We start from the raw sequence: 22,056 nt of genomic DNA, 5'->3' as shown, positions 1-22,056 counted from the left end.
GTGCGGAAGACCGGCGCAGCGTCCGGCCCCGATATCATGGAGCCGGGCGCCCGTTTTTTCCTCTGCGAACGATCAAACCTGACGCTTGCCCACTTCGTCTGCTTGGCCTAACCCTTACGCGTGAGGAGTCCTGCGAGGGAGGGAATGGAGAAAGAAGCGCGCCTGGGAGGAGCGGATTTCATGCGCGCCATCGCGTGCCTGATGGTGCTCGTCCATCATCTGGCGCTGCGGATGGACTTCCATCACGTTCCCGGCGATCTGGCCATGCCCTTCTATCTGGCGCGTTACGGCAATTACGGCGTCTCGGTCTTCTTCGTCCTCAGCGGGTTCCTGTTGTCTCGACCCTTCTGGCGGGCACTCGACAGGGATCTTCCACCGCCTTCGCTGAAAATCTACGCCATGCGCCGCGCCGCCCGCATCCTGCCCGGCTTCTGGTTTGCACTCACCACCGGCTTCCTGTTGAGCGTCACGGTCTATGGCTTCGCGCTCGATGGCGAATTGGCCGGGCGCTATATCGCCGGCTTCTTCCTGATGAGCCAATGGCATTGGCGCAGCTTCTTCCCCGTCGAGGGCGATGGGCCGCTCTGGTCGATCCCGTTCGAGACGACCTGCTATGTGCTGTTGCCGATCGGCTTTCTCCTGCTGTTCGGCCGGCCGATGCGGCGCCTCGGGCGTCTGCCCGGCCGCCTCCTCTGGATCGGCTTGATCGCCATAGCGCTTCTCGGCCATTGGCTGATCGTCACCTATATCCCCCTCGACAGTGCCGGGCGCGGCTGGATCTATGGTTTCCAGGGCGGCGCCAAGGAGTGGATGCCGCGCTACAATCCGATCGGCTTCTTCGCGATCTTCGCCATCGGCGGCCTGGCGGCGGGTATCCAGACCATGCTTCCCGAACGGCGCTCGCCGCTGTTCGACATCGCTGCAATCCTTGCGATGATCGTCGCCGCGATCGATATCCGCATGGCGGTGGGCGGAAGCGGGGAAGGCTACGCCTGGCTCGGCATTCCCTACGGCTTTCCGGTCTTTCCGATGGCGATCGCGGCAGCCCTCTGCCTGCTGCCGCAATCGGTCCTGCTGGGTCAAATACTCGACAACCGCCTGAGCCGCTATGTCGCCACCGTCTCCTTCGGCGTCTACATCTGGCAGGACATCGTGCTGGTGCTGATGAAGACACTGTTTCCCTGGAGCTTCGGCACAGGCTCCGCGGATGTGCTCGGCGGATGGATCGTCTCAAGCCTTGCCGCAACCGCCATCATCTTCGCCATCGGCACGATCAGCTATTTTTTCCTGGAATACCCCGTCATGCGCTGGGCCCGCGCCAAGGAGGAGGCGACACGGCGAACCACCCGCGTCGCCTGAAGGCAGATAGCCTGCGGCCAGACAACGAAAAAGCGGCCCGCAAAGGCCGCTCTCATTCGAAATCACAGTCTGAACCGACAGATCAATCCTTCTGGATCGTGCCGCTCAGATGGGTGAGTTCCATGATGAAATGCTCGAGGCGGGACTTGTGTTCGTGATGCTCGGCATCCTCAAGCTCGGCCTTGGCCGCATTGATGCGGCGCGTCAGTTCATCCTGGTTGAGATCTTCGACCGGGATCGCCGATTCGGCCAGCAGCGTGCAGCCGGTGGGCAGGATATCGGCGAAGCCGCCGAACACGACATAATCCTGCTTCTTGCCGGAAGCCGAATGCACCTTCACGACGCCCGGCTTGATCGTGGTCATGGTCGGCGCATGATTGGCCATGACGGTCATTTCGCCTTCGGTCGCGGGAATGACGACATCGATGACCTGCTCCGACAGGAGCAGACGCTCCGGAGACACCAGTTCGAAATTGAAATTGTCAGCCATGACCGGTCACTTCTCGATTGTCTTATTTCAAGGCAACGGCGCGCAGAGAACCGCACGCCGTTGGATTGGCCTTATCAGGCAGCCAGCTTCTTGGCCTTTTCGATCGCTTCTTCGATCGAGCCGACCATGTAGAAAGCAGCTTCCGGCAGATGATCGTATTCGCCGTTGACCAGGCCCTTGAAGCCCTTGATCGTGTCTTCGAGGGCGACGAGCTTGCCCGGCGAACCGGTGAAGACTTCGGCGACGAAGAACGGCTGCGACAGGAAGCGCTCGATCTTACGGGCGCGGGCAACGGCCAGCTTGTCCTCTTCGGACAGTTCGTCCATGCCCAGGATGGCGATGATGTCCTGGAGAGCCTTGTAGCGCTGCAGGGTCGACTGGACCTTACGAGCGACTTCATAGTGCTCTTCGCCGACGACCATCGGGTCGAGCATGCGCGAGGTGGAGTCGAGCGGATCGACGGCCGGATAGATGCCCTTTTCGGCGATCGAGCGCGACAGAACCGTCGTTGCGTCCAGGTGGGCGAACGAGGTGGCCGGCGCCGGGTCGGTCAAGTCGTCGGCCGGAACGTAAATGGCCTGAACCGAGGTGATCGAACCCTTGGTCGTCGTGGTAATGCGTTCCTGCATCTGGCCCATGTCGGTGGCGAGCGTCGGCTGATAGCCCACGGCCGAAGGAATACGGCCGAGCAGAGCTGACACTTCCGAACCAGCCTGGGTGAAGCGGAAGATGTTGTCGACGAAGAACAGAACGTCCTGGCCTTCATCGCGGAAGTTTTCGGCAACGGTCAGACCGGTCAGGGCGACGCGGGCGCGGGCGCCCGGCGGCTCGTTCATCTGGCCGTAAACGAGCGCAGCCTTGGAGCCTTCGCCGCCGCCATGCTTGTTGACGCCGGATTCGATCATTTCGTGGTAGAGGTCGTTGCCTTCGCGGGTACGTTCACCCACGCCGGCGAAGACCGAGTAACCACCGTGCGCCTTGGCGACGTTGTTGATCAGTTCCATGATGAGAACGGTCTTGCCAACGCCAGCGCCGCCGAACAGGCCGATCTTGCCGCCCTTTGCGTAAGGCGCCAGCAGGTCGACGACCTTGATGCCGGTGACCAGGATCTGGCCTTCGGTGGACTGCTCGACGTAAGACGGAGCGTCCTGGTGGATAGCGCGCTTGGTCGCGGTGACCAGCGGACCGGCTTCGTCGACGGGCTCGCCGATGACGTTCATGATGCGGCCGAGCGTTTCGGGACCGACCGGAACCGAGATCGGTGCGCCCGTGTCCTTGACCGGCTGTCCACGAACCAGACCTTCGGTCGAGTCCATGGCGATCGTACGGACGGAATTTTCGCCGAGGTGCTGTGCGACTTCGAGAACCAGACGATTGCCGTTGTTGTCGGTTTCAAGCGCGTTCAGGATCGCCGGGAGCTCGCCTTCGAAAGCAACGTCCACAACGGCGCCGATAACCTGCGTGACCTTACCGACAGAACCTGCGGGGGTAGCTGCGTCAGCCATATTCTTACCCTCTTTCCTAACCTCAGAGCGCTTCCGCGCCCGAAATGATTTCAATCAATTCCTTGGTGATCTGTGCCTGACGCTGACGGTTGTAGTTCAGCGTCAGCTTGTTGATCATCTCACCGGCGTTGCGCGTCGCATTGTCCATCGCGCTCATCTTCGCACCCATCTCGCCGGCGACGTTTTCGAGCAACGCGCGGAAGATCTGAACGGAAATGTTGCGCGGGATCAGGTCCGCGAGGATCGAAGCCGCATCCGGCTCGTATTCATAAACTGCGCCCTTGTGAGCCGCGTCTTCCTCGACAGCGGCCGGAGCCGAAGCCGGGACGAGCTGCAGCGCGGTGGGCACCTGGCTGATCACCGACTTGAATTCGGAATAGAACAGCGTGCAGACGTCGAATTCACCAGCCTCGAACATCTCGATGATGCGCTTGCCGATGGTATCCGCATTGTCGAAGCCGATGCGCTTGACGTCGCGCAGTTCCTTGCGCTCGACGATCAGCGACGCATACTCGCGACGCAGGATGTCGTAGCCCTTCTTGCCGACGGTGAAGATCTTCACGGTCTTGCCTTCGGCGATGAGCTTGCGAACGTGGTCGCGGGCGAAACGCGCGATCTGCGAATTGAAGCCGCCGCAAAGGCCGCGTTCGGCCGTGCAGACGACGAGCAGGTGCACGTCGCTCTTGCCGGTGCCGGTCATCAGCGGCGGAGCGCCGTCAGCGTCGCTGACGGCAGCCGTGATATTGGCAAGAACGGCGCCCATGCGCTGCGAATAAGGCCGCGCGGCCTCGGCCGCCTCCTGCGCACGCCGAAGCTTCGCCGCAGCGACCATCTTCATCGCCTTGGTGATCTTCTGCGTCGCCTTGACGGAGGCGATCCGGTTTTTCAGATCCTTAAGTGAAGGCATCCGGTATCCGTCCTAGAAGTGAGGTCCGATCAGGCGAAAGACTTGGCGTAGCTGTCGAGAGCAGCGATGAGCTTGCCCTTGGTCGCGTCGCTGATAGCCTTTTCGGTGCGGATCGCATCGAGGATATCCTTGCCTTCCGAGCGGAGGTAGGACAGCAGGCCCTGCTCGAACTTGCCGATCTGCGGAACCGCGATCTTGTCGAGGTAGCCGTTGACGCCGGCGAAGATCACCGCAACCTGCTCTTCCGTCTTCAGCGGCGAGAACTGCGGCTGCTTCAGGAGTTCGGTCAGACGGGCACCGCGGTTCAGGAGGCGCTGCGTTGCGGCATCGAGGTCGGAGCCGAACTGGGCGAAGGCGGCCATTTCGCGATACTGGGCGAGTTCGCCCTTGATCGAGCCGGCAACCTGCTTCATCGCCTTGATCTGCGCGGACGAACCGACGCGCGAAACCGACAGACCGACGTTAACAGCCGGGCGGATACCCTGATAGAACAGGTCGGTTTCGAGGAAGATCTGGCCGTCGGTGATCGAGATCACGTTGGTCGGAATGAAGGCCGAAACGTCGTTGCCCTGCGTTTCGATGACCGGCAGTGCGGTGAGCGAGCCGGCACCCAGTTCGTCGTTCATCTTGGCGGCCCGCTCGAGCAGGCGCGAATGCAGGTAGAAAACGTCGCCCGGATAGGCTTCGCGGCCCGGCGGGCGGCGCAGCAGCAGGGACATCTGGCGGTAAGCAACGGCCTGTTTGGACAGATCGTCATAGCCGATCAGCGCGTGCATGCCGTTGTCGCGGAAATATTCGCCCATGGCGCAGCCGGCAAACGGAGCCAGGAACTGCATCGGAGCCGGATCGGAAGCGGTTGCCGCAACGACGATCGAGTACTTCAGCGCGCCGCGCTCTTCGAGCACCTTGACGAACTGGGCAACAGTCGAACGCTTCTGGCCGACGGCGACGTAGACGCAGTAGAGCTTTTCGCTGTCCGGACCGTTATCCTGAATGGACTTCTGGTTCAGGATCGTGTCGAGGATGATGGCGGTCTTGCCGGTCTGGCGGTCGCCGATGACCAGCTCGCGCTGGCCGCGGCCGACGGGGATCAGCGCGTCGATGGCCTTGAGGCCGGTCGACATCGGCTCGTGAACCGACTTGCGCGGAATGATGCCAGGAGCCTTGACGTCGACGCGCGAACGGCGGGTCGCGTTGATCGGGCCCTTGCCGTCGATCGGATTGCCGAGCGCGTCGACAACGCGGCCGAGCAGCTCCGGACCGACCGGAACGTCAACGATCGCGCCGGTGCGCTTGACGGTGTCGCCTTCCTTGATGTCGCGGTCGGAACCAAAGATAACCACGCCGACATTGTCGGATTCGAGGTTCAGCGCCATGCCGCGGATACCGCCGGGGAATTCGACCATTTCGCCGGCCTGAACATTGTCCAGACCGTAGACGCGGGCGATACCGTCACCGACGGAAAGAACCTGGCCGACTTCGGAGACTTCGGCTTCCTTGCCGAAATTTTTGATCTGATCTTTCAGAATTGCGGAAATTTCCGCGGCGCGGATATCCATCAGCCGACCTCTTTCAATGCAAGCTTAAGGGTGGAGAGTTTGGTGCGAAGGGACGTATCGATCTGACGCGAGCCGACCTTGACGATCAGGCCGCCGAGGATCGACGGATCGACGGTGACGTTAATCGCCACGTCCTTGCCGGTGACGCCCTTCAGCGCCGCCTTCAGTTCATCTTCCTGCGCCTTGGTCAGCGCATGCGCCGAGGTAACCTCGGCGGAAACTTCGCCGCGATGGCGCGCGGCGATGATCCGGAAAGCCTTGATCATGCCCGGCAGCGCAAAAAGGCGCCGATTGCCCGCCACGACCTTGAGGAAATTGCCGACGAGGACGCCAAAGCCGGCCTTGGCCGCCAGCGCCTGAACGGCACCGACTTGTTCTTCCGCCGAAAAGACCGGGCTGGAGACGAAGCGCTTGAGATCGGCGCTTTCGTCCAACATGGCTTGAAACCGATCGAGATCGGCGGTCACTGCCGGGACGGCGCCCTCTTCAAGGGCCAGTTCGAACAATGACGAGGCATATCGCTCTGCAACACCAGAAGTATGCTGGGATGTGTCTGCCACGGGCACAAAATTCCCTGATTACAACCCAAGAATTCGGCTTCCGGGGCGCGGAAGCCATATGCTCTTGAATTCGTTTTGATTTCCCCCAGAAATCAGCAGGAGCGCGCTCCCGCCTCATCCGAAATTCGGGGTTCGTCTAACATAGGATATTCAGACTCGCAACACGCGTATTCGCCGAATACGCCATTCGAGTGAATTTATGATGGCAAAAATTCAGAAGCATGGGGATAGCCGGGGCATTTGGAGCCCCGAACCGCCCATTTTCGTCTCAAATGTAACCAGATCCATATAGAAGTGGTAGAGCCGCAAGGACCAGTTGCACAACCAGAAGAAGCAGATTCAACCAGACACTTCCACGGTCGGACATGAGGGAGAGAATCCGGCCGAAAGCGGCGATCGCGAAGGAGGCGCCGAGCGCCAGATAAATCATCGGCTGCGCAAGCAATATGGAGGCGAGCCCGAAACCGACCATGAAGCCACCGGCTGAACGCGCCTCCGCGTAAGCTTCCGAGCGTCCCTCCCGGACCTGCAGTCGCAGGAGGCGATAGGTGTAGCCGGGCGCGAACATCACGATCAGACCGATGAGCGCCGTGAAAGCCGCCGAGCAAAAAGCAAGCCGCTCGCCGAATTCGGTCGGAAAATAGAACTCCATCGATCGTCCCCAAATCAACCCAAATCAGTCACGCGAGCCGACTTATGGCACGATCCGGCGGAACAGGGGAAGACAGACCCGCGACCACCAGCCCCGAATTACAAAAAGCTCTGTGGATCGATATCGAGCTGGACATGCACGGAGCCACGCTCCTTCGGCGCCTGCGCCAGCATGGCCCGCAGGAACCCCTGCATGTCGGAATTGCGCCGCCCATGCACCAGCAGGCGGAAGCGATGGCGGCCGCGCACCAGGGCAAGCGGCGCCTCCGCCGGCCCGAGGATGGAGATGCCCTGCACCTGCGGCGCGGCGTTGCGCATGCCGCGCGCATGGGTCTCGGCGTCCTGGCGCGTCTCCGCCGAAACGATGATCGAGGCCAGCCGGCCGAACGGCGGCAGCACCGCCCTCTCCCGCTCGGTGATCTCGCGTTCGTAAAAGGCGCCGGCATCGCCGGAGACGATCGCCTGCATCACCGGATGCTGCGGCTGGTAGGTCTGCAGCAACCCGTGGCTCTTGAGACCGGTTCGCCCGGCGCGTCCCGTCACCTGCGACAGCAGCTGGAAGGTACGCTCGGCGGCGCGCGGATCGCCATTGGCAAGGCCGAGATCGGCATCGATGATGCCGACCAGCGTCATCAGCGGGAAATTATGGCCCTTGGCGACGAGCTGCGTGCCGATGACGATATCCGCCTCGCCCTTGGCGATGGCCTCGAGCTCCAGGCGCAGCCGCTTGACGCCGCCCATGATGTCGGAGGAGAGCACGATCGTCCGCGCCTCGGGAAAATGCCGCTCGACCTCTTCGGCGATGCGCTCGACGCCCGGCCCGCAGGCGACGAGATGGTCGAGCGTGCCGCATTCCGGGCATGCCTCGGGCGTGCGCTCGGCATAGCCGCATTGATGGCACTGGAGCTGGCCGCGAAACCGGTGCTCCACCAGCCAGCTCGAACATTGCGGGCATTGGAAGCGGTGGCCGCAGACCCGGCAGAGCGTCAACGGCGCATAGCCGCGCCGGTTGAGGAACAGCAGCGACTGCTGGCCCTTCTCCACCGTCTTGCCGATGGCGCGGATGAGCAGCGGCGACAGGAAACCGCCGCGTTCTGGCGCATGCCGGCGCATGTCGATCAGATGCAGATCCGGCAGGGCGGCGTCGCCGAAGCGCGTCGGCAGATGGATGGTGGTGTAGCGCCCACTCTGGCCGTTGACCTGGCTTTCGACGGAAGGCGTCGCCGACACCAGCACGACCGGGAACTCGCCGATACGGCCGCGCACCACGGCCATGTCGCGCGCATTATAATAGACGCGATCCTCCTGCTTGTAAGCGGGATCGTGTTCCTCGTCGACGATGATGAGGCCGAGATCCTCGAAGGGCAGGAACAGGGCCGAACGCGCGCCTGCAACCACGCGCACCTCGCCGGTCACCGCCTGCCGCCAGACCTTTTCGCGCGTGCGCGGCGCGAGATCGGAATGCCATTCGGCTGGCTTGGCGCCGAAGCGGTCCTGAAACCGCTCGAGAAAGCTTGCCGTCAGCGCGATTTCCGGCAGCAGGATCAGCACCTGCTTGCCACGCCGCAGCGTTTCGGCAATGGCCTCGAAATAGACTTCCGTCTTGCCGGAGCCGGTGACGCCGTCGATCAGCGATACCGAAAAGCCGCCCTTGCGCATCTCGGACAGGATCTCGTCGGCCGCCTCGCGCTGCGGGCCCTCCAGCCGTGAGACGGCATAATCGGGGTCCGGCCTGGCGACGATCGGTGGCGGCGGCAGGAATATGGTCTCGAAAATGCCCTGCGTGACCAGCCCGTCGATGACGCTCGTGGAAACGCCCGCCGCATGCGCCAGGCCGCTGCGGGTCCAGGAAAGACCGTCCTTTGCGGTTTCCATCACCCGCGTACGCGCCGGCGTCAGCCGCTCCGGCGTGCCGCCGATGAAACGCAGCCCCTCGACCATCGGCTCGGGATCGAAAGCGGCCGGTGCCCTCAGCGCCATGCGGGCGACGAGACCGGGGGGCGACAGCGTGTAGGCCGCGACCCAATCGACGAAATCGCGCATGTCCTTGGAAAGCGGCGGGCAATCGAAGACATGGCTGATCGGCCGCAACTTCTTCGGATCGACACCGCCCTCGTCGCCGCCGTCCCAGACGACACCGATCACCTGCCTCGGCCCGAGCGGCACCTGCACGACCGAACCCGGCTCCACCGCCATGCCTTCCGGCACCGCATAGGAATAGGGCCCCGGCGCCGGCAAGGGCACGAGAACCGGAACCGTGCGGCTCATCACGGGCTTGGCGGGCGCGGCCTCGAAAAGCGCACCAAACAGATCGGACGAATCTTTGCTCATTGCGCCAGACCATGCCCCGAGCGGGCGCAAAAGAAAACCCGGCTTTGCCGAACCACGCACCAAGGCCTCAAGCGGGCTGTTCCGCAACGCTGTCGGCGCTATCCCGCACGGCAACAGCGGCGCCCATCGGCGCAAACGTCGCATCACCATCACGAGCCAGATCGAACACCGTATGCCGCTCCAGCGCCTTCGTGACCTCATTGACATCCCCGTCCAGATGCTCGACCGGGATGAGGTTGCCGACGAGGAAGTCGAAGCGGTCGCCGCGCTTGTTCAGAAGCTCGTGGAACACCGTCATGTCGCGCAGCTCCGTCGACCATTTGGCGAACCAGTAGAACAGGCCGGAATTACGCGCCGTCAGGTGCACGGGCAGGATCGGCAGATTGTATTTGCGCGCAAGCCCGACGGCCGAAGTCTTCCAGGGGCGCTCGTTCAGCTTGCCGTTGGCCCAATAGGCGATGCGGCCGGACGGGAAGAGCACCGTCACCTTGCCCTCCGCCACGGCGCGGTTGGTCAGCTGCAGGGTCTCGCGCGTCTTCGGCTTGCTCTTGTACTCCTCGCGCCACTCGACCGGGATGATCATCTCGGCGAATCGCGGATTGACACGCACCGCATCGCGGTTGGCGAAAATCATCATGTCAGGCCGGCGCGACTTCAGAAGGTCGAAGACGGCCACACCGTCGGCAATGCCCGTCGGATGATTGCTGACGAGAATGAAACCGCCGGAGGCCGGAATGCGCTCGGCATGCGTCACCCCGATATCGAGCTTCAGCAGGTCGCTCATATATTCGAAGCACTGGAAACCCGAGAGCTTGGCAATATCATCGGCGAATTCGATCGCCTTGTTGTAGCGCAGCAGCGTGTAGAGAAAGGGGCGCATCAGCGGCCAAAGCGGATTGCGAACGATCTTCTGGCCACGCTCGGCGATCAACGTATCGACGATGTGGCCGGGCTGGCCCTGCGACACCAAAGCGATCGTCTCTGCAAGCTGACCCAGTGCAGTTATCGAACCGCGGCGTGCCATGAAATATCCTGGATGGTTGAGGTATAGTCTATCGCAATCGAATATGATCGAAGCATGACACGCGCCTCGCATATGACCGCTTAAATCGTGCACGATTCGAGGTACGGCCCATGCGCAAATGAAAAAAGACCGCGCCGCTCATGCACCGACAAGGCAAACGCGACGCCACCGGAATGTTAGTGATTCCATAACCTTCCTTCCTTCAAAGTGGCAGAATGATTTTGGAATTCAAGGGGTTTTCCACTGAACGAGTTGCTGATCATCGCCGATCCCAGGCTGCTGGAGGAGCGCAGCCGCTGGTTGGACGCGCTTGGCCAGGAGCGGCGGCTTTCCGCCCATACGCTCGACGCCTATGAGCGCGACACCCGACAATTCCTCGCCTTTCTGACCGGACATCTCGGCGGCCCGGCCACCGTCGAGGATATCCATGCGCTGCGGCCGGCCGATTTCCGCGCCTTTCTCGCCGCCCGCCGCAAGGATGGCGCCGGCGCACGCTCGCTCGGCCGCAATCTCGCCGGCCTTCGCTCGCTGCTGCGCTATCTCGAAAAGAAAGGTCTGGTGAATGCCGCCGGCGTCGGCGCGGTGCGTTCGCCGAAACAGCCGAAGTCGCTGCCCAAGCCGCTCTCGGACACCCAGGCGATCACCGTCGTCAGCGACGAGGCGCAACTGCACGAAGAGCCCTGGATCGCGGCGCGCGACGCGGCCGTGCTGACGCTGCTCTATGGCTGCGGCCTGCGCATCTCCGAGGCGCTGGACCTGACGCCGGAAGACATCCGCCCCGGCGCCACGGCGCTACGCATCACCGGCAAAGGCAACAAGACCCGGCTGGTGCCGCTTTTGCCCATCGTCATCGAGGCGGTCGAACGATACCGCGCCCTCTGCCCCTATCATCTGGAAGCCGGCTCTCCCCTCTTTCGCGGCGCGCGCGGCGGCAAGCTGCAGCCGGGCATCATCCAGCGCGGCATGCAGAAGCTGCGCGGCGCCTTCGGCCTGCCGGACACGGCGACGCCGCATGCGCTGCGCCATTCTTTCGCCACGCATCTGCTGGCAGGTGGGGGCGATCTGCGCACGATCCAGGAATTGCTCGGCCATGCCAGCCTTTCGACGACGCAGGTCTATACCGGCGTCGATTCGTCGCGGCTGCTCGAAGTCTACGATCGCGCCCATCCGCGGGCATAAGAAAGCGTTAACCCCGCGCGTTAAGGGAAAATCCGCTTCGGACGGATAGAGCAGGAACTATTCGGCACGATCCCGTCCGCGTGTCGCGGGACGGTTGCTCGGGATCGTGCCCTCTGCTTTCGGAAGGTTGGGATGACATCTGCTCTGGGATTGAAGACGACGCGGCTGACGGCGCCGAAATTCGGCGGCCTTCTCCTCTGGCTGGCGACGGCCTTTCCGCTGCTGCTCGTCATCGCGCTGATCGTCACGGTTCTCGCCTCCTCGCCGGCTCGTGCCGAGGACGCCGCCGACAGCTGCGGCGGCAAGAACCTCATGGCCGAGCTGCAGAAGACCGATGCCGCCAAATATGCCGCCGTCATGGCCGAAGGCGACAAGGTGGCCAATGGCAAGGGTATTTTCTGGAAGATCGAAAAGCCCGGCCTGCAACCCTCCTGGCTGCTCGGCACCATGCATGTCAGCGACACCCGCGTCACGACCATGCCGAAAGGTGCTGCCGAGGCCAGTGCCGCCGCCGATACGATCGTCGTCGAATCCGATGAAATCCTCGACGACAAGAAAGCGGCGGCCGCCCTCTTCGTCAATCCGTCCCTGACCATGCTGAGCGATGGCTCGACCATCAGCCAGCATCTGTCGCCGCAAGACAATGCGCGGCTGGAAGCGGCGTTGGCGGCGCGCGGCATACCGCTCGCCGCCGTCTCGCGCATGCAGCCCTGGCTGATCTCGAGCTCCTTCCAGATGACCGGCTGCGAGGTTCGCCGCAAGACGGCCGGCGTCAAGTTCCTCGACCAGAAGCTCGCCGCCGATGCCGCAGCCGCCGGCAAGCAGGTCAAGGGCCTGGAAACGCTTGCCGAACAGGCCAAGGCGATGAGCGGTCTGCCGATCGAACTGCATCTGAAATCGCTGATGCAGACGCTGGAACTCGGCGACGGGATCAACGATATCAACGAGACCATGACCGACCTCTATCTCGCCGGCAATATCGGCGCGATCATGCCGATGCTGAAGAACAACGAGCCGGACCAGAAACTGTCGGACGCGGATACCGCCGCCTTCGAACAGCGCATCATTCTCGACCGCAACAAGATTATGGCCGAGCGCTCCCTACCGATCCTCGCAAAAGGCAACGCCTTCATCGCCGTCGGCGCGCTGCATCTGGTCGGCGACGAGGGACTGGTGGCGCTGCTGCGCAAACAGGGCTTTACCGTGACGGCGGTGAACTGAGGCGCCTGCCGAAATTCGCAAGCATCGTCGCGACGATCAGCCGGTGAAACGGCGTTATCACGGCGATATAGATCTTGCCGAGCAAGATGTTCCGCTTCACCAGCGTCGTCGCATCGACGAACCGGCGTCCCTCATCGTCATCCCGCACATCGATCACCACGCGAAAATCGAGATGCTTGTCGTCAAAGCCGAGGACGACCTGATTGTCCGATCTGCTGACGACCGGGAAGAAACCGATCATTTCGGCCGCATCGGGGATACGATATTCGGTGGACCTCAGGCCGAAAATACCGGTCACGGCGTTGCGCAACCTCAAGAGCGACCGCACCCAGAATGGAAAATGGTCGAGCATCGCACGGGCGGCCGTGATCGCCGTGAAATCCGATGCCGGGACTTGCAACTCGTAGCAGTCGGCCCAGTCCGCACCCGGCAATGCGGGGTGCGGCATATGTGGTTCAACCATTATCGGCTTTGCCGGCATCGTCTCATCCGCATGTCTCGATTGCCGCAAGCTAGCACAATCGACAGCGAACGAGGTATGCAAATGATGGCTGCGGCAATTTGCCGGACGCAACCGGTGCCCTCCTTCCCGGAATGGCTCTAGCGCACTGCCGATCCATCGGCCGGCAGGATCTTCATCCGCCAGAAGGTCTCCGGCTTCAGATATGCCGTCGCGATGGCCCGGATATCTCCGGCCGCTATCGACTGGTAGCCGTCGATACTGCCGCGAATCCGATCTAGACGCCGGGGGTCGGTCTGGGCGCCGCGCAGGCTCTCGAGCCAATAGCCATTGGTCTGTTGTGAACGCTTGATCTCCTCGATGATCGGCGCCTTGGCCCGCGTCAGCTCGTCCGGCGAGACGTCGCTGTCGCGCAAATCGGCGGCGATCTTATTCACCAGATCGAAGAAATGGTCGACCTTGGCTGGCGTCGTTTCGACATAGACATAGGCAAAGCCATAACCCGGAATCGATCTGGACAGGTCGACATCGCCCTGCGGGCTGTAGGTCGCCCCCTCGGCGACGCGGAACTGATCGACCAGGCGATTCTGGAGGATCGCGCCCGTAACATTGGCGGCGGCGGCGCGCGGCAAATTCGAGAGGAAATCACCGATCGGCGCAGCAACGACCGCGGCGGCATTGTCGCTGCGCCCATCCTGGAAGCGCACGACCGGCTCCGCGGTCGGCGCCGGAAACCGCACATCGGAGCCATCGGCCGGCTCGCTCGCATCGGCGCGGACCGGCAGGGCGCCGAAGGTCTGCGCGGTCGCGCGGATCACATCATCCGCCTTGATATCGCCGACGACGGTGATTTCGATCTGCCCATTGGACAATAGCGGCCGCAGCAATGCCTCGAAATCCTCCGGCTTGGCGTCGAGCAATTGCGTCCGTTCGGGGAAAGTCCAGCGTGGGTCGCCGGAATGCAGAAGGCCGGAAAGATCGCGGCTGACGACCGCGCCGGGCGTCGCCTGCAATTGCGGGAGGCTGTTCAGATAGGCCTGCTGCACCCGCTTGAAGACATCGGGACGATAGGCCGGGTCCGAGACATAGGCCGTCAGGAGCTGCAACTGCGTCGTCAGATCAGCCGGACGCGTCGTTCCCTCCAAACGGAAGGCGTCGTCCTGGATGGAAAAATCATTGCCGACGATATTGCCCGCCAGGGCTTTCTGCATGTCGTCGTAGCCGATCGCCTTCAGGCCGGACAGCGCGAAGGCGGGCGCCGCCCAGACCGGCAGCGGGCGGTCATGCGGCAGATCCAGCCGACCGCGGCCGATATTGGCACGGACCAGCACCTCGTCGGTGCGGAACGTGGTCGGCTTGACGGTGAGACGGACGCCATTGGCAAAGCGCACCATGGTGACGCCAAGGTCGTCGATCGCATGCTGCTCGACGACGGTCCCCGGCGGCCCGAAATTCGTATAGGGCCAGACGGCCGACGCCGCATGTTCCGGCGCGGCGACAGGCACGGCGCGCGAGGAGGCATAGGCCTTTTCGATGGTCGCGATGCCGCCGTCGGGCATTTGCGGAATTTGCAGCACCAATTGCGGGCCATTGCCGGCAAACACGCTCTGCAAAGCCCGGTTGACCTCATCCGCGGTCAGGCCCTTCACCGCGGCGTCGAACAGCGACAGATCTTCCGCCGGCGAGGTGAACACCAGGTTTTCGCCCGTGCTCCAGGCCAGCGTCGTGGCGATGTCGGGGCTCGTGCGCGTCGCCGCACCGCCGGCGGCGGCCTGCAGCATCGACCGATATTCGGTAATTTCACGATCAAGTTCGCTTTGCTCGACGCCGAACCGGGCGATGCGGCGCTGCTCCTGATCGATGGCGGCGAGTGCCGCCTGCCACTTGTCCGGATCGGTATCGGCGGCGACCATCGCCACATGAGCGGACTTCAACAGGTTCTGCGAGCCGGCCTGCGCACTGACGAAAGGCGGGTTCGGCTGTTGCGCCAAGACGGACATGCGCCGGTTGAGGACGGCAAGACCGAGATCCTCGATTATATCCGCCCGACGCTTGGCAACGCTGTCCGGGGAGGCATCGTAGGGACGCGTCCAGGCGATCTGCACGCGGGTGGCGCCGCCCGGCACGACGACGGCTCCCACGCGTTCGCCATGTTTTTCAAGGACGCCGAGATCGGTCTCCGGCCGCGCGGGAGCATTCGACGTCCAATTGCCGAAGCGGCTGCGAATATCGGCTTCGATCGCCGCCGCATCGATATCGCCAACCACGATCAGGGTGGCGCGATCCGGGCGGTAATTGGCGCGGTAATAATCCCGGACCAGATCGACGGGCGCAGTGCGGATGATATCGGTCTTGCCGATCGGCGGCCGCTGAGGCACGCGCTGGCCGGGCAGCAGCAGGTTCATGAGGCCGATGCCGCCGCGATATTGCGGCGTGTCGCGCAGCTTCTCCTCCGAGAGGATGACACCGCGCTCGCGGTCGAAGGCGCCGGCATCCAGCGTCAGCTCGCTCGCTGTCTCGCGCATCAGCATCAGGCCGGTGGACACAGTATCGGCCTTGGCCTCGGGGAGATCGAGCGCGTAGACGGTCTCGTTATAGCTGGTGGACGCATTGGTATCCGGACCGAAGGCCAGGCCGAGGCGCTGGAGGATGCGGATCATCTCGCCCTCGGGCACATGGGTCGAGCCCTTGAAGGCCATATGCTCAAGAAAATGCGCCAGCCCCTGCTGATCGTCGTTTTCCTGAAGGGAACCGGTGCCGATGCGAAACCGGATCGCCACCTGCCCCGCAGGCGTCGCATTGTGCATGATGGCGAAGCGCATGCCGTTGGGCATTGTGCCGAAGCGAATACCGGATTCGGCCGGCAGGTCGCTGACGGCCTGTGGCCAGCCGGGAGCGGAGGATTCGGCGCGAACCGGGAGCGCACCGGTCGCAAGGACCGTGAGCGCCGTAGCCATCAGGAATTTCAGGAATGCGGCAACGACTGGGGTTTGGCGTGACATGCTTGCTTCGGTTGTGAGGGGAGCTGCGATGATGCGATGCACGAGAATATCCCGTTCATCGCATCATCATGTCTGCATTGCAATCCCAGCTCCCGACCGAGAGAGGAAGTCGATTCTTACATATGAATCGGCTTGAAGAAGGTCGCGAGTGCTGCTTCCTTCACGGCTTCCGACATTGTCGGATGCGCATGGCAGGTGCGGCCGAGGTCTTCCGACGAACCGCCGAATTCCATCAGCACCGCAATCTCGTGGATCATCTCGCCGGCGCCGAAACCGACGATATGGCCGCCGAGAACCCGGTCGGTCTCCTTGTCGGCCAGGATCTTGACGAAGCCGTCCGTCGCCAGCATGGCGCGAGCGCGGCCATTGGCGGTGAACGGGAACTTGCCGACCTTGTAGGCGATGCCCGCGGCCTTCAGCTCTTCCTCGGTCTTGCCGACGGAGGCGACTTCCGGCTGCGTGTAGACCACGCCCGGAATGACGTCGTAATTCACATGGCCTGCCTGGCCGGCGAGGATTTCGGCGAGCGCCACGCCCTCGTCTTCCGCCTTGTGCGCCAGCATCGGGCCCTTCACCACGTCGCCGATGGCATAGATGCCGGCGACGTTGGTCTTGAAATGACCATCGATCTCGACGCGGCCGCGATTGTCGAGCGCCACACCGGCTTCTTCCAGGCCAAGGCCGGCCGTGTAGGGCTTGCGGCCGGTGGCGACGAGGACGACATCGGCATCGAGCACGACCTTGTCGCCGCCCTTGACCGGCTCGAAGGTGACCTTGGCGCCATTGCCGGTTTTTTCCACGCCGACAACCTTGGCGCCGAGATGGAATTCGATGCCCTGCTTGGCAAGCATGCGCTGGAACTGCTTGGAGACTTCGCCGTCCATGCCGCCGAGGATGGTGTCGAGATATTCGACGACCGTGACCTTGGCGCCGAGGCGCGACCAGACCGAACCGAGCTCGAGGCCGATGACGCCGCCGCCGACCACGATCAGCTTGCCCGGCACCTTGTCGAGCGCGATGCCGCCGGTCGAGGAGATGATGACCTTCTCGTCGATCTCGAGCGGCACGCCCGGAATGCCGGCAACGTCGGAGCCGGTGGCAATGACGATGTTCTTGGCCTCGATCTCGGTCACCTTGCCGTCGTCGGCGGTAACGGAGACCTTGCCGGCGGAGACGATCTTGCCGGTGCCCTGGAACGTGTCGATCTTGTTCTTCTTGAACAGGAAGGAAACGCCATCGACGTTCGACTTCACCGTCGCATCCTTGTGCGCCATCATCTTTTCAAGATTGAGCTTCGGCGCGGCGACTTCGACGCCGAGCGTATCGATGCCATGGCCGGTGTGATGGAACACCTCGGATGCATGCAGCAGCGCCTTGGAGGGGATGCAGCCGACATTGAGGCAGGTGCCGCCGAAGGTGGTGCGCTTCTCGACGACCGCGACCTTCAGGCCGAGCTGTGCTGCCTTGATGGCGCAGACATAACCGCCGGGGCCGGTTCCGATAATGATCACATCGTAGGACATGGTATGATTTCCTTGTTTATATCCCTAGAGCGTCATGACGCTCTAATTATTTGATTAAGCATGATCTTATCCGAAAACCGCAGCGCACTTTTCGGGATCATGCTCCAGTTAGTCGGCCGCCCGCGCAAGCGCGAGGCGGATGCCGAAGCCGACGAGCGCCGCTCCGGTGATGCGGTTGAACCATTTGCCTGACGCGATGAAACGATCGCGGATCGGCTTGACGGTGAAGAAGGTGGAGACGCCGGCAAACCAGGCGACCAGCGCCGTCGCCATGCCGATGCCGTAGCAAAACTGGATCAGCGCCGGCGTGTCGTGATGGACGAGCGTCGAAAACAGCGACAGGAAGAACAATACCGGCTTCGGATTGAGCGCATTGGTAATGAAGCCCGTCGACAGGCAGCGCCAGATGGAAACCGGCTTGCGGTCCTCCTCGGTGATCTCGATTTCGTTGACCTTGAAACCCGGCTCGCGGAACGACTTGATGCCGAGATAGACGAGATAGAGCACGCCGGCCCACTTGATGATGCTGAACAGCATCAAGGATTGCGAGATGATCAGCCCGAGGCCGAGGATGGTGTAGCTGATGTGGAACAGCAGCGAGAAGCCCATGCCGAGGCCGGTCATGATCGCGGCGCGACGGCCATGCACGATGCTCTGGCGCAGGATCACGGCGAAGTCGGCGCCGGGGACAACGATGAAGATCGAAAACACGGCCATCAGACCGAGGAATTCCAGAACATATTGCATGTCGAACATCCTTTCCGGTCAGCGACCGCCGCTTACATTGAGGATCGAACCCGTCACATAGGTTGCCGAGGGGCCGAGAAGATAGAGGATGGCATCCGCCACCTCGTCCGCCGTACCCGGCCGCTGCATCGGGATCAGCGGGGTCAGGTCCCGCGCCCGATCCGGCAAGCCGCCGGAGGCATGGATATCGGTGTCGATGATGCCGGGACGCACCGCATTGACGCGGATGCCCTCGGTCGCGACTTCCCGCGCCAGGCCGAGCGTAAAGGTGTCGATGGCACCCTTGGAAGCGGCATAATCGACATACTGTCCGGCCGAACCGAGGATCGCCGCCATGGAGGAGACATTGACGATCGCCCCGCCCTGGCCGCCGTGCCGCGTCGACATCCGGCGCACGGCCTGTCCGGCGCAAAGGATCGAGCCGGTGACGTTGATGCGGAACATGCGGTCGAGCCGCTGCGGCGTCATTTCGTCGATGCGCTCCGGCACATCGACGACCCCCGCATTGTTGACGAGACCGTCGAGCCGCCCGAAATGCCGGTCCACCGCGGCAAAGATCGACTCGATATCGCCGGCTGAGCCGACATCGCCAGCAACCGCGATCGCCTCGCCGCCGGCATCGCGGATCGCGGCCACCACGGTTTCGGCGGCATCCTTGCTGGACACGTAGTTGACGGCCACGGCCCAGCCCTGCCGGGCAGCGCCAAGCGAGACCGCCGCGCCGATGCCACGGCTGCCGCCTGTCACCAGAAGAACGGGAGATGTTCCGGTCATGGGCCGCATCCTTTCAAGCTCAGAACGTCCCAGGGAGCGACGGTCGCCTTGCCCGCGCCCCAGAGAACCGATTGCCGGATCGAGGGTCCGAGCGCCGGTAGGAACAGCCGCGCCGCCGCCCCGGCACCGGCCGCCGGCAACGCGCTGATATGGCCCTTCACGTCCGAGGCATAGATCATGCCCTGCCAGACGGTGCAGGCGCGCAGATCCGCCCCCGTCACATCGCCTTCCGGACAATTGAACATGATCGTGCCGCCGGCATGCGACCCATCCTCCATGTGCATGACCACGCCATCCGCCACGATCGCGGTATTGAGCACGGCCAGCTTGAACTTGTTGCTGACGGCAACCGCCCCGCCCGCCGGCTCGAAACGCAGCTCATAGGCATTGTCCATATCGCCGTAGACGGCCTTTTCCTGCACGCACACATCCGCGAAGGCCGATGCGGGACCTGAGATGCAAACCGCCATCGCCCCGAGGACGAGGATCGATCGTGCTGTCATGCGCCTGTCCGGCATCGTCACTCTCCCCCCGGTTCGTGCCGGCCATCGGCATTTTCGGTCACCCCGAAATCCGTGAACAGCACCAGCGGACGGCCATTCGCATCGAGACCCCAGAAGACCGGATAGGAACCATCGCCCCAGCCGCTCCAGAAGATCGCGACATTGCCGCGCTTGCCCGATATCGGCCGATGCATGACGTAATTGTCGTTGTTCGCGCTCAGTTCGCGCTCCAGCACATCGTCGTAATAATTGATGTCCGCGGAGGCTTTTTCGATCCGAACCTGCTGCTCCCGCTCCTGGATCAGGCCATAAGTATCGGCGTCCATGTAGGAACCAAGGCCGGCATCGACCGGATAGCCGAAGAACTCGTCGCCCTTCAGCGCATTGATATCCTGGCCTGGAATCACCGCGAGTTCCCAACGCACCGGCTTGCCCTCGGCAACGCGCAGGCTGGCGGCGGCGATGCGACCGAAAGCCTGGTAGAGCGCCACCGGATAGTCGCCCGGCACGACGGTCCGCATGAGGGCCGGTCGATCCGGCCCGACCAGCGGGTCCGTTGCGACGATGCGCCCGGAGGTCAGTTCGACCTTGCCCATGTGGAAGACGGTGATCGACCGAGCCGCAAGATCGGCGTCGCTGAGCGACGCCAGATCGAGATTGCTGCTGAGCTTGGAAATATCGAGCCCGGCCGCACCTGCGGAGACCGGCATCCATGCGGCGACGGCGCACAATAATCCGCGCAGCGTCCGCATGGGCCAGGTCCGCATGAGCCGTTGCTCCCTTAGAGATCGAGAACGAGACGTTCCGGATCTTCCAGGCTCTCCTTGACGCGCACCAGGAAGGTGACGGCTTCCTTGCCGTCGACGATGCGGTGGTCATAGGACAGAGCCAGATACATCATCGGACGGATGACGACCTGACCGCCGATGGCGACGGGACGCTCCTGGATCTTGTGCATGCCGAGAATGCCCGACTGCGGCGCGTTCAGGATCGGCGAGGACATCAGCGAACCGTAGACACCGCCGTTCGAGATGGTGAAGGTGCCGCCCTGCATGTCGGCCATCGAGAGCTGACCGTCACGGGCTGCCTTGCCGAGGCGACCGATTTCCTTCTCGATCTCGGCGATCGACATCTGGTCGGCATCGCGCACGATCGGAACCACCAGGCCCTTGTCCGTGCCGACGGCGACGCCGATGTGGCAGTAGTTCTTGTAGATGATGTCGGTGCCGTCGATCTCGGCGTTGACGGCCGGCAGTTCCTTCAGCGCATGCGTGACGGCCTTGGTGAAGAAGCCCATGAAGCCGAGCTTCACGCCATGCTTCTTCTCGAAGATGTCCTTGTAGCGGTTGCGCAGGTCCATGACGGCCTTCATGTCCACCTCGTTATAGGTGGTGAGCATGGCGGCGGTGTTCTGCGCATCCTTGAGACGCTTGGCGATCGTCTGGCGCAGGCGGGTCATCTTCACGCGCTCTTCGCGGCCAGCATCCTCGACGGCAGTCGGGGCGCGGGCTGCGACCGGAGCAGCCGGAACGGCTGCGGGCGCGGCAGCGGCCTTGGCGACGGCGGCGATGACATCGCCCTTCAGGACCTGGCCGCGCTTGCCGCTGCCTTCGACCTGATCGGCGGAAAGATTGTTTTCGGCAAGCAGCTTGCCCGCGGCCGGTGCCGGCGGCATGGACGAGGCCGGCGCGGAAACGACAGGGGCCGCAACCGGAGCGGCAGCGGCCGGAGCGGGCGCGGCTGCGGCAGCAGGGGCAGCCGCCTGGGCCGGAGCAACGGCAGCGCCATTGCCGGCGGAGATCTGGCCGAGCAGCGCGCCGAGACCGACGGTTTCGCCGGCCTGGGCAACGATTTCGGAGAGCGTGCCGGAAGCCGGCGCGGGAACTTCGATCGTCACCTTGTCGGTTTCCAGCTCGACGATCGGCTCATCGGCCTTGATGGCGTCGCCGACCTTCTTGAACCAGGTGCCGACGGTCGCCTCGCTGACGGATTCGCCGAGGGTAGGAACGCGGATTTCAGTGGCCATTGTTCAGATCCTGATTTTCATCAATATGAGTTAGATTGAATGTCCGGCGACAGATGGCCGGGAACGATCGAAAGTGTCGGCATTTCGCAGACCAATGGCGGCCCTGCCGGAGGCGCCGCCGAGCGCGAATGCCAGCACGGCGGCATTCGCATCTTCATGGCGATCGGCGGCATTGTACGGCATGGCAGCCATCTCCTCCTCCAAGGCGCTATCGGGCAGGCTGGGGCGCGATGGC

The 22,056-nt window shown here is 63.1% G+C and carries 20 protein-coding genes; 3 read left to right on the top strand and 17 right to left on the bottom strand.

What is annotated here, in order from left to right; genetic code table 11:
• Positions 1 to 144 precede the first annotated feature (144 nt).
• Positions 145 to 1,359, top strand: coding sequence for an acyltransferase (locus FHX11_RS24220; RefSeq protein WP_184362058.1), 1,215 nt, complete (start codon positions 145 to 147; stop codon positions 1,357 to 1,359).
• 82 nt (positions 1,360 to 1,441) lie between these two features.
• Here FHX11_RS24220 and FHX11_RS24215 read toward each other — a convergent pair whose 3' ends face one another.
• The 8 genes from FHX11_RS24215 to FHX11_RS24180 form a co-directional block, all read right to left on the bottom strand.
• A complete protein-coding gene (locus FHX11_RS24215) occupies positions 1,442 to 1,849 on the bottom strand; it encodes a F0F1 ATP synthase subunit epsilon (RefSeq protein ID WP_184362056.1) in 408 nt (135 codons plus the stop codon).
• A 74-nt stretch (positions 1,850 to 1,923) separates the two neighbouring features.
• Positions 1,924 to 3,354 carry a F0F1 ATP synthase subunit beta gene (gene atpD, locus FHX11_RS24210; protein ID WP_184362053.1) on the bottom strand — a complete coding sequence of 477 codons (1,431 nt, stop codon included), beginning with the start codon at positions 3,352 to 3,354 and terminating at the stop codon, positions 1,924 to 1,926.
• Positions 3,355 to 3,376: 22 nt separating this feature from the next.
• Positions 3,377 to 4,261, bottom strand: coding sequence for a F0F1 ATP synthase subunit gamma (locus FHX11_RS24205; RefSeq protein WP_184362050.1), 885 nt, complete (start codon positions 4,259 to 4,261; stop codon positions 3,377 to 3,379).
• A gap of 29 nt (positions 4,262 to 4,290) precedes the next feature.
• Positions 4,291 to 5,820, bottom strand: coding sequence for a F0F1 ATP synthase subunit alpha (gene atpA / locus FHX11_RS24200; RefSeq protein ID WP_184362047.1), 1,530 nt, complete (start codon positions 5,818 to 5,820; stop codon positions 4,291 to 4,293).
• Positions 5,820 to 6,386: a F0F1 ATP synthase subunit delta gene (locus tag FHX11_RS24195; RefSeq protein ID WP_184362044.1), complete on the bottom strand. Its 567-nt coding sequence runs from the start codon at positions 6,384 to 6,386 to the stop codon at positions 5,820 to 5,822. Before FHX11_RS24195 ends, atpA begins: the two co-directional genes overlap by 1 nt.
• A gap of 262 nt (positions 6,387 to 6,648) precedes the next feature.
• Positions 6,649 to 7,032 carry a DUF4345 family protein gene (locus tag FHX11_RS24190; RefSeq protein WP_184362041.1) on the bottom strand — a complete coding sequence of 128 codons (384 nt, stop codon included), beginning with the start codon at positions 7,030 to 7,032 and terminating at the stop codon, positions 6,649 to 6,651.
• 98 nt (positions 7,033 to 7,130) lie between these two features.
• Positions 7,131 to 9,362, bottom strand: coding sequence for a primosomal protein N' (locus FHX11_RS24185; protein WP_184362039.1), 2,232 nt, complete (start codon positions 9,360 to 9,362; stop codon positions 7,131 to 7,133).
• Between the two features lie 67 nt (positions 9,363 to 9,429).
• Entirely contained in the window at positions 9,430 to 10,386 is a 957-nt protein-coding gene (locus tag FHX11_RS24180) for a 1-acyl-sn-glycerol-3-phosphate acyltransferase (protein ID WP_184362036.1), read from the bottom strand.
• 243 nt (positions 10,387 to 10,629) lie between these two features.
• On the opposite strand from FHX11_RS24180, the gene FHX11_RS24175 reads away from it, so the two are divergent.
• Entirely contained in the window at positions 10,630 to 11,565 is a 936-nt protein-coding gene (locus FHX11_RS24175) for a tyrosine recombinase XerC (protein WP_184362385.1), read from the top strand.
• Between the two features lie 132 nt (positions 11,566 to 11,697).
• Entirely contained in the window at positions 11,698 to 12,786 is a 1,089-nt protein-coding gene (locus FHX11_RS24170; RefSeq protein ID WP_184362031.1) for a TraB/GumN family protein, read from the top strand.
• On the opposite strand, the gene FHX11_RS24165 is transcribed toward FHX11_RS24170, so the two are convergent.
• The 9 genes from FHX11_RS24165 to FHX11_RS29995 all read right to left on the bottom strand — a co-directional run bounded on the left by FHX11_RS24165 (position 12,764) and on the right by FHX11_RS29995 (position 22,013).
• Positions 12,764 to 13,267, bottom strand: a complete 504-nt coding sequence (locus FHX11_RS24165; RefSeq protein WP_184362029.1) for a DUF2867 domain-containing protein — start codon at positions 13,265 to 13,267, stop codon at positions 12,764 to 12,766. The two genes, FHX11_RS24170 and FHX11_RS24165, sit on opposite strands and share 23 nt — an antisense overlap.
• A gap of 119 nt (positions 13,268 to 13,386) precedes the next feature.
• Complete coding sequence (locus FHX11_RS24160) at positions 13,387 to 16,248, bottom strand: insulinase family protein (protein ID WP_184362025.1); 2,862 nt, start codon at positions 16,246 to 16,248, stop codon at positions 13,387 to 13,389.
• A gap of 116 nt (positions 16,249 to 16,364) precedes the next feature.
• Positions 16,365 to 17,771 (bottom strand): dihydrolipoyl dehydrogenase, encoded by a 1,407-nt coding sequence (gene lpdA, locus FHX11_RS24155; protein WP_184362022.1) that lies wholly within the window; start codon positions 17,769 to 17,771, stop codon positions 16,365 to 16,367.
• A gap of 108 nt (positions 17,772 to 17,879) precedes the next feature.
• Positions 17,880 to 18,518, bottom strand: coding sequence for a LysE family transporter (locus tag FHX11_RS24150; RefSeq protein ID WP_184362019.1), 639 nt, complete (start codon positions 18,516 to 18,518; stop codon positions 17,880 to 17,882).
• 18 nt (positions 18,519 to 18,536) lie between these two features.
• Positions 18,537 to 19,292 carry an SDR family oxidoreductase gene (locus FHX11_RS24145; protein ID WP_184362015.1) on the bottom strand — a complete coding sequence of 252 codons (756 nt, stop codon included), beginning with the start codon at positions 19,290 to 19,292 and terminating at the stop codon, positions 18,537 to 18,539.
• Positions 19,289 to 19,795 carry a hypothetical protein gene (locus FHX11_RS24140; RefSeq protein WP_246781134.1) on the bottom strand — a complete coding sequence of 169 codons (507 nt, stop codon included), beginning with the start codon at positions 19,793 to 19,795 and terminating at the stop codon, positions 19,289 to 19,291. Before FHX11_RS24140 ends, FHX11_RS24145 begins: the two co-directional genes overlap by 4 nt.
• Positions 19,796 to 19,812: 17 nt before the next feature.
• Positions 19,813 to 20,562, bottom strand: coding sequence for a DUF4241 domain-containing protein (locus FHX11_RS24135; protein ID WP_184362012.1), 750 nt, complete (start codon positions 20,560 to 20,562; stop codon positions 19,813 to 19,815).
• Between the two features lie 14 nt (positions 20,563 to 20,576).
• Positions 20,577 to 21,821 (bottom strand): 2-oxoglutarate dehydrogenase complex dihydrolipoyllysine-residue succinyltransferase, encoded by a 1,245-nt coding sequence (gene odhB / locus FHX11_RS24130; RefSeq protein WP_184362009.1) that lies wholly within the window; start codon positions 21,819 to 21,821, stop codon positions 20,577 to 20,579.
• A gap of 30 nt (positions 21,822 to 21,851) precedes the next feature.
• Positions 21,852 to 22,013 carry a hypothetical protein gene (locus tag FHX11_RS29995; protein ID WP_246781133.1) on the bottom strand — a complete coding sequence of 54 codons (162 nt, stop codon included), beginning with the start codon at positions 22,011 to 22,013 and terminating at the stop codon, positions 21,852 to 21,854.
• Positions 22,014 to 22,056: the final 43 nt, after the last annotated feature.

The sequence above is a fragment of the Rhizobium sp. BK602 genome (assembly GCF_014195095.1).
GTDB lineage: Bacteria > Pseudomonadota > Alphaproteobacteria > Rhizobiales > Rhizobiaceae > Rhizobium.
This window is presented reverse-complemented; position numbering and strand designations above follow the sequence as displayed.

Coding starts and splice junctions, on each gene's coding strand:
- FHX11_RS24220 (WP_184362058.1), top strand. CDS start 145: ATGGAGAAAGAAGCGCGCCTGGGAGGAGCGGATTTCATGCGCGCCATC.
- FHX11_RS24215 (WP_184362056.1), bottom strand. CDS start 1,849: ATGGCTGACAATTTCAATTTCGAACTGGTGTCTCCGGAGCGTCTGCTC.
- atpD (WP_184362053.1), bottom strand. CDS start 3,354: ATGGCTGACGCAGCTACCCCCGCAGGTTCTGTCGGTAAGGTCACGCAG.
- FHX11_RS24205 (WP_184362050.1), bottom strand. CDS start 4,261: ATGCCTTCACTTAAGGATCTGAAAAACCGGATCGCCTCCGTCAAGGCG.
- atpA (WP_184362047.1), bottom strand. CDS start 5,820: ATGGATATCCGCGCCGCGGAAATTTCCGCAATTCTGAAAGATCAGATC.
- FHX11_RS24190 (WP_184362041.1), bottom strand. CDS start 7,032: ATGGAGTTCTATTTTCCGACCGAATTCGGCGAGCGGCTTGCTTTTTGC.
- FHX11_RS24185 (WP_184362039.1), bottom strand. CDS start 9,362: ATGAGCAAAGATTCGTCCGATCTGTTTGGTGCGCTTTTCGAGGCCGCG.
- FHX11_RS24180 (WP_184362036.1), bottom strand. CDS start 10,386: ATGGCACGCCGCGGTTCGATAACTGCACTGGGTCAGCTTGCAGAGACG.
- FHX11_RS24170 (WP_184362031.1), top strand. CDS start 11,698: ATGACATCTGCTCTGGGATTGAAGACGACGCGGCTGACGGCGCCGAAA.
- FHX11_RS24165 (WP_184362029.1), bottom strand. CDS start 13,267: ATGCCGGCAAAGCCGATAATGGTTGAACCACATATGCCGCACCCCGCA.
- FHX11_RS24160 (WP_184362025.1), bottom strand. CDS start 16,248: ATGTCACGCCAAACCCCAGTCGTTGCCGCATTCCTGAAATTCCTGATG.
- lpdA (WP_184362022.1), bottom strand. CDS start 17,771: ATGTCCTACGATGTGATCATTATCGGAACCGGCCCCGGCGGTTATGTC.
- FHX11_RS24150 (WP_184362019.1), bottom strand. CDS start 18,518: ATGCAATATGTTCTGGAATTCCTCGGTCTGATGGCCGTGTTTTCGATC.
- FHX11_RS24145 (WP_184362015.1), bottom strand. CDS start 19,292: ATGACCGGAACATCTCCCGTTCTTCTGGTGACAGGCGGCAGCCGTGGC.
- FHX11_RS24140 (WP_246781134.1), bottom strand. CDS start 19,795: ATGACAGCACGATCGATCCTCGTCCTCGGGGCGATGGCGGTTTGCATC.
- FHX11_RS24135 (WP_184362012.1), bottom strand. CDS start 20,562: ATGCGGACCTGGCCCATGCGGACGCTGCGCGGATTATTGTGCGCCGTC.
- odhB (WP_184362009.1), bottom strand. CDS start 21,821: ATGGCCACTGAAATCCGCGTTCCTACCCTCGGCGAATCCGTCAGCGAG.
- FHX11_RS29995 (WP_246781133.1), bottom strand. CDS start 22,013: ATGGCTGCCATGCCGTACAATGCCGCCGATCGCCATGAAGATGCGAAT.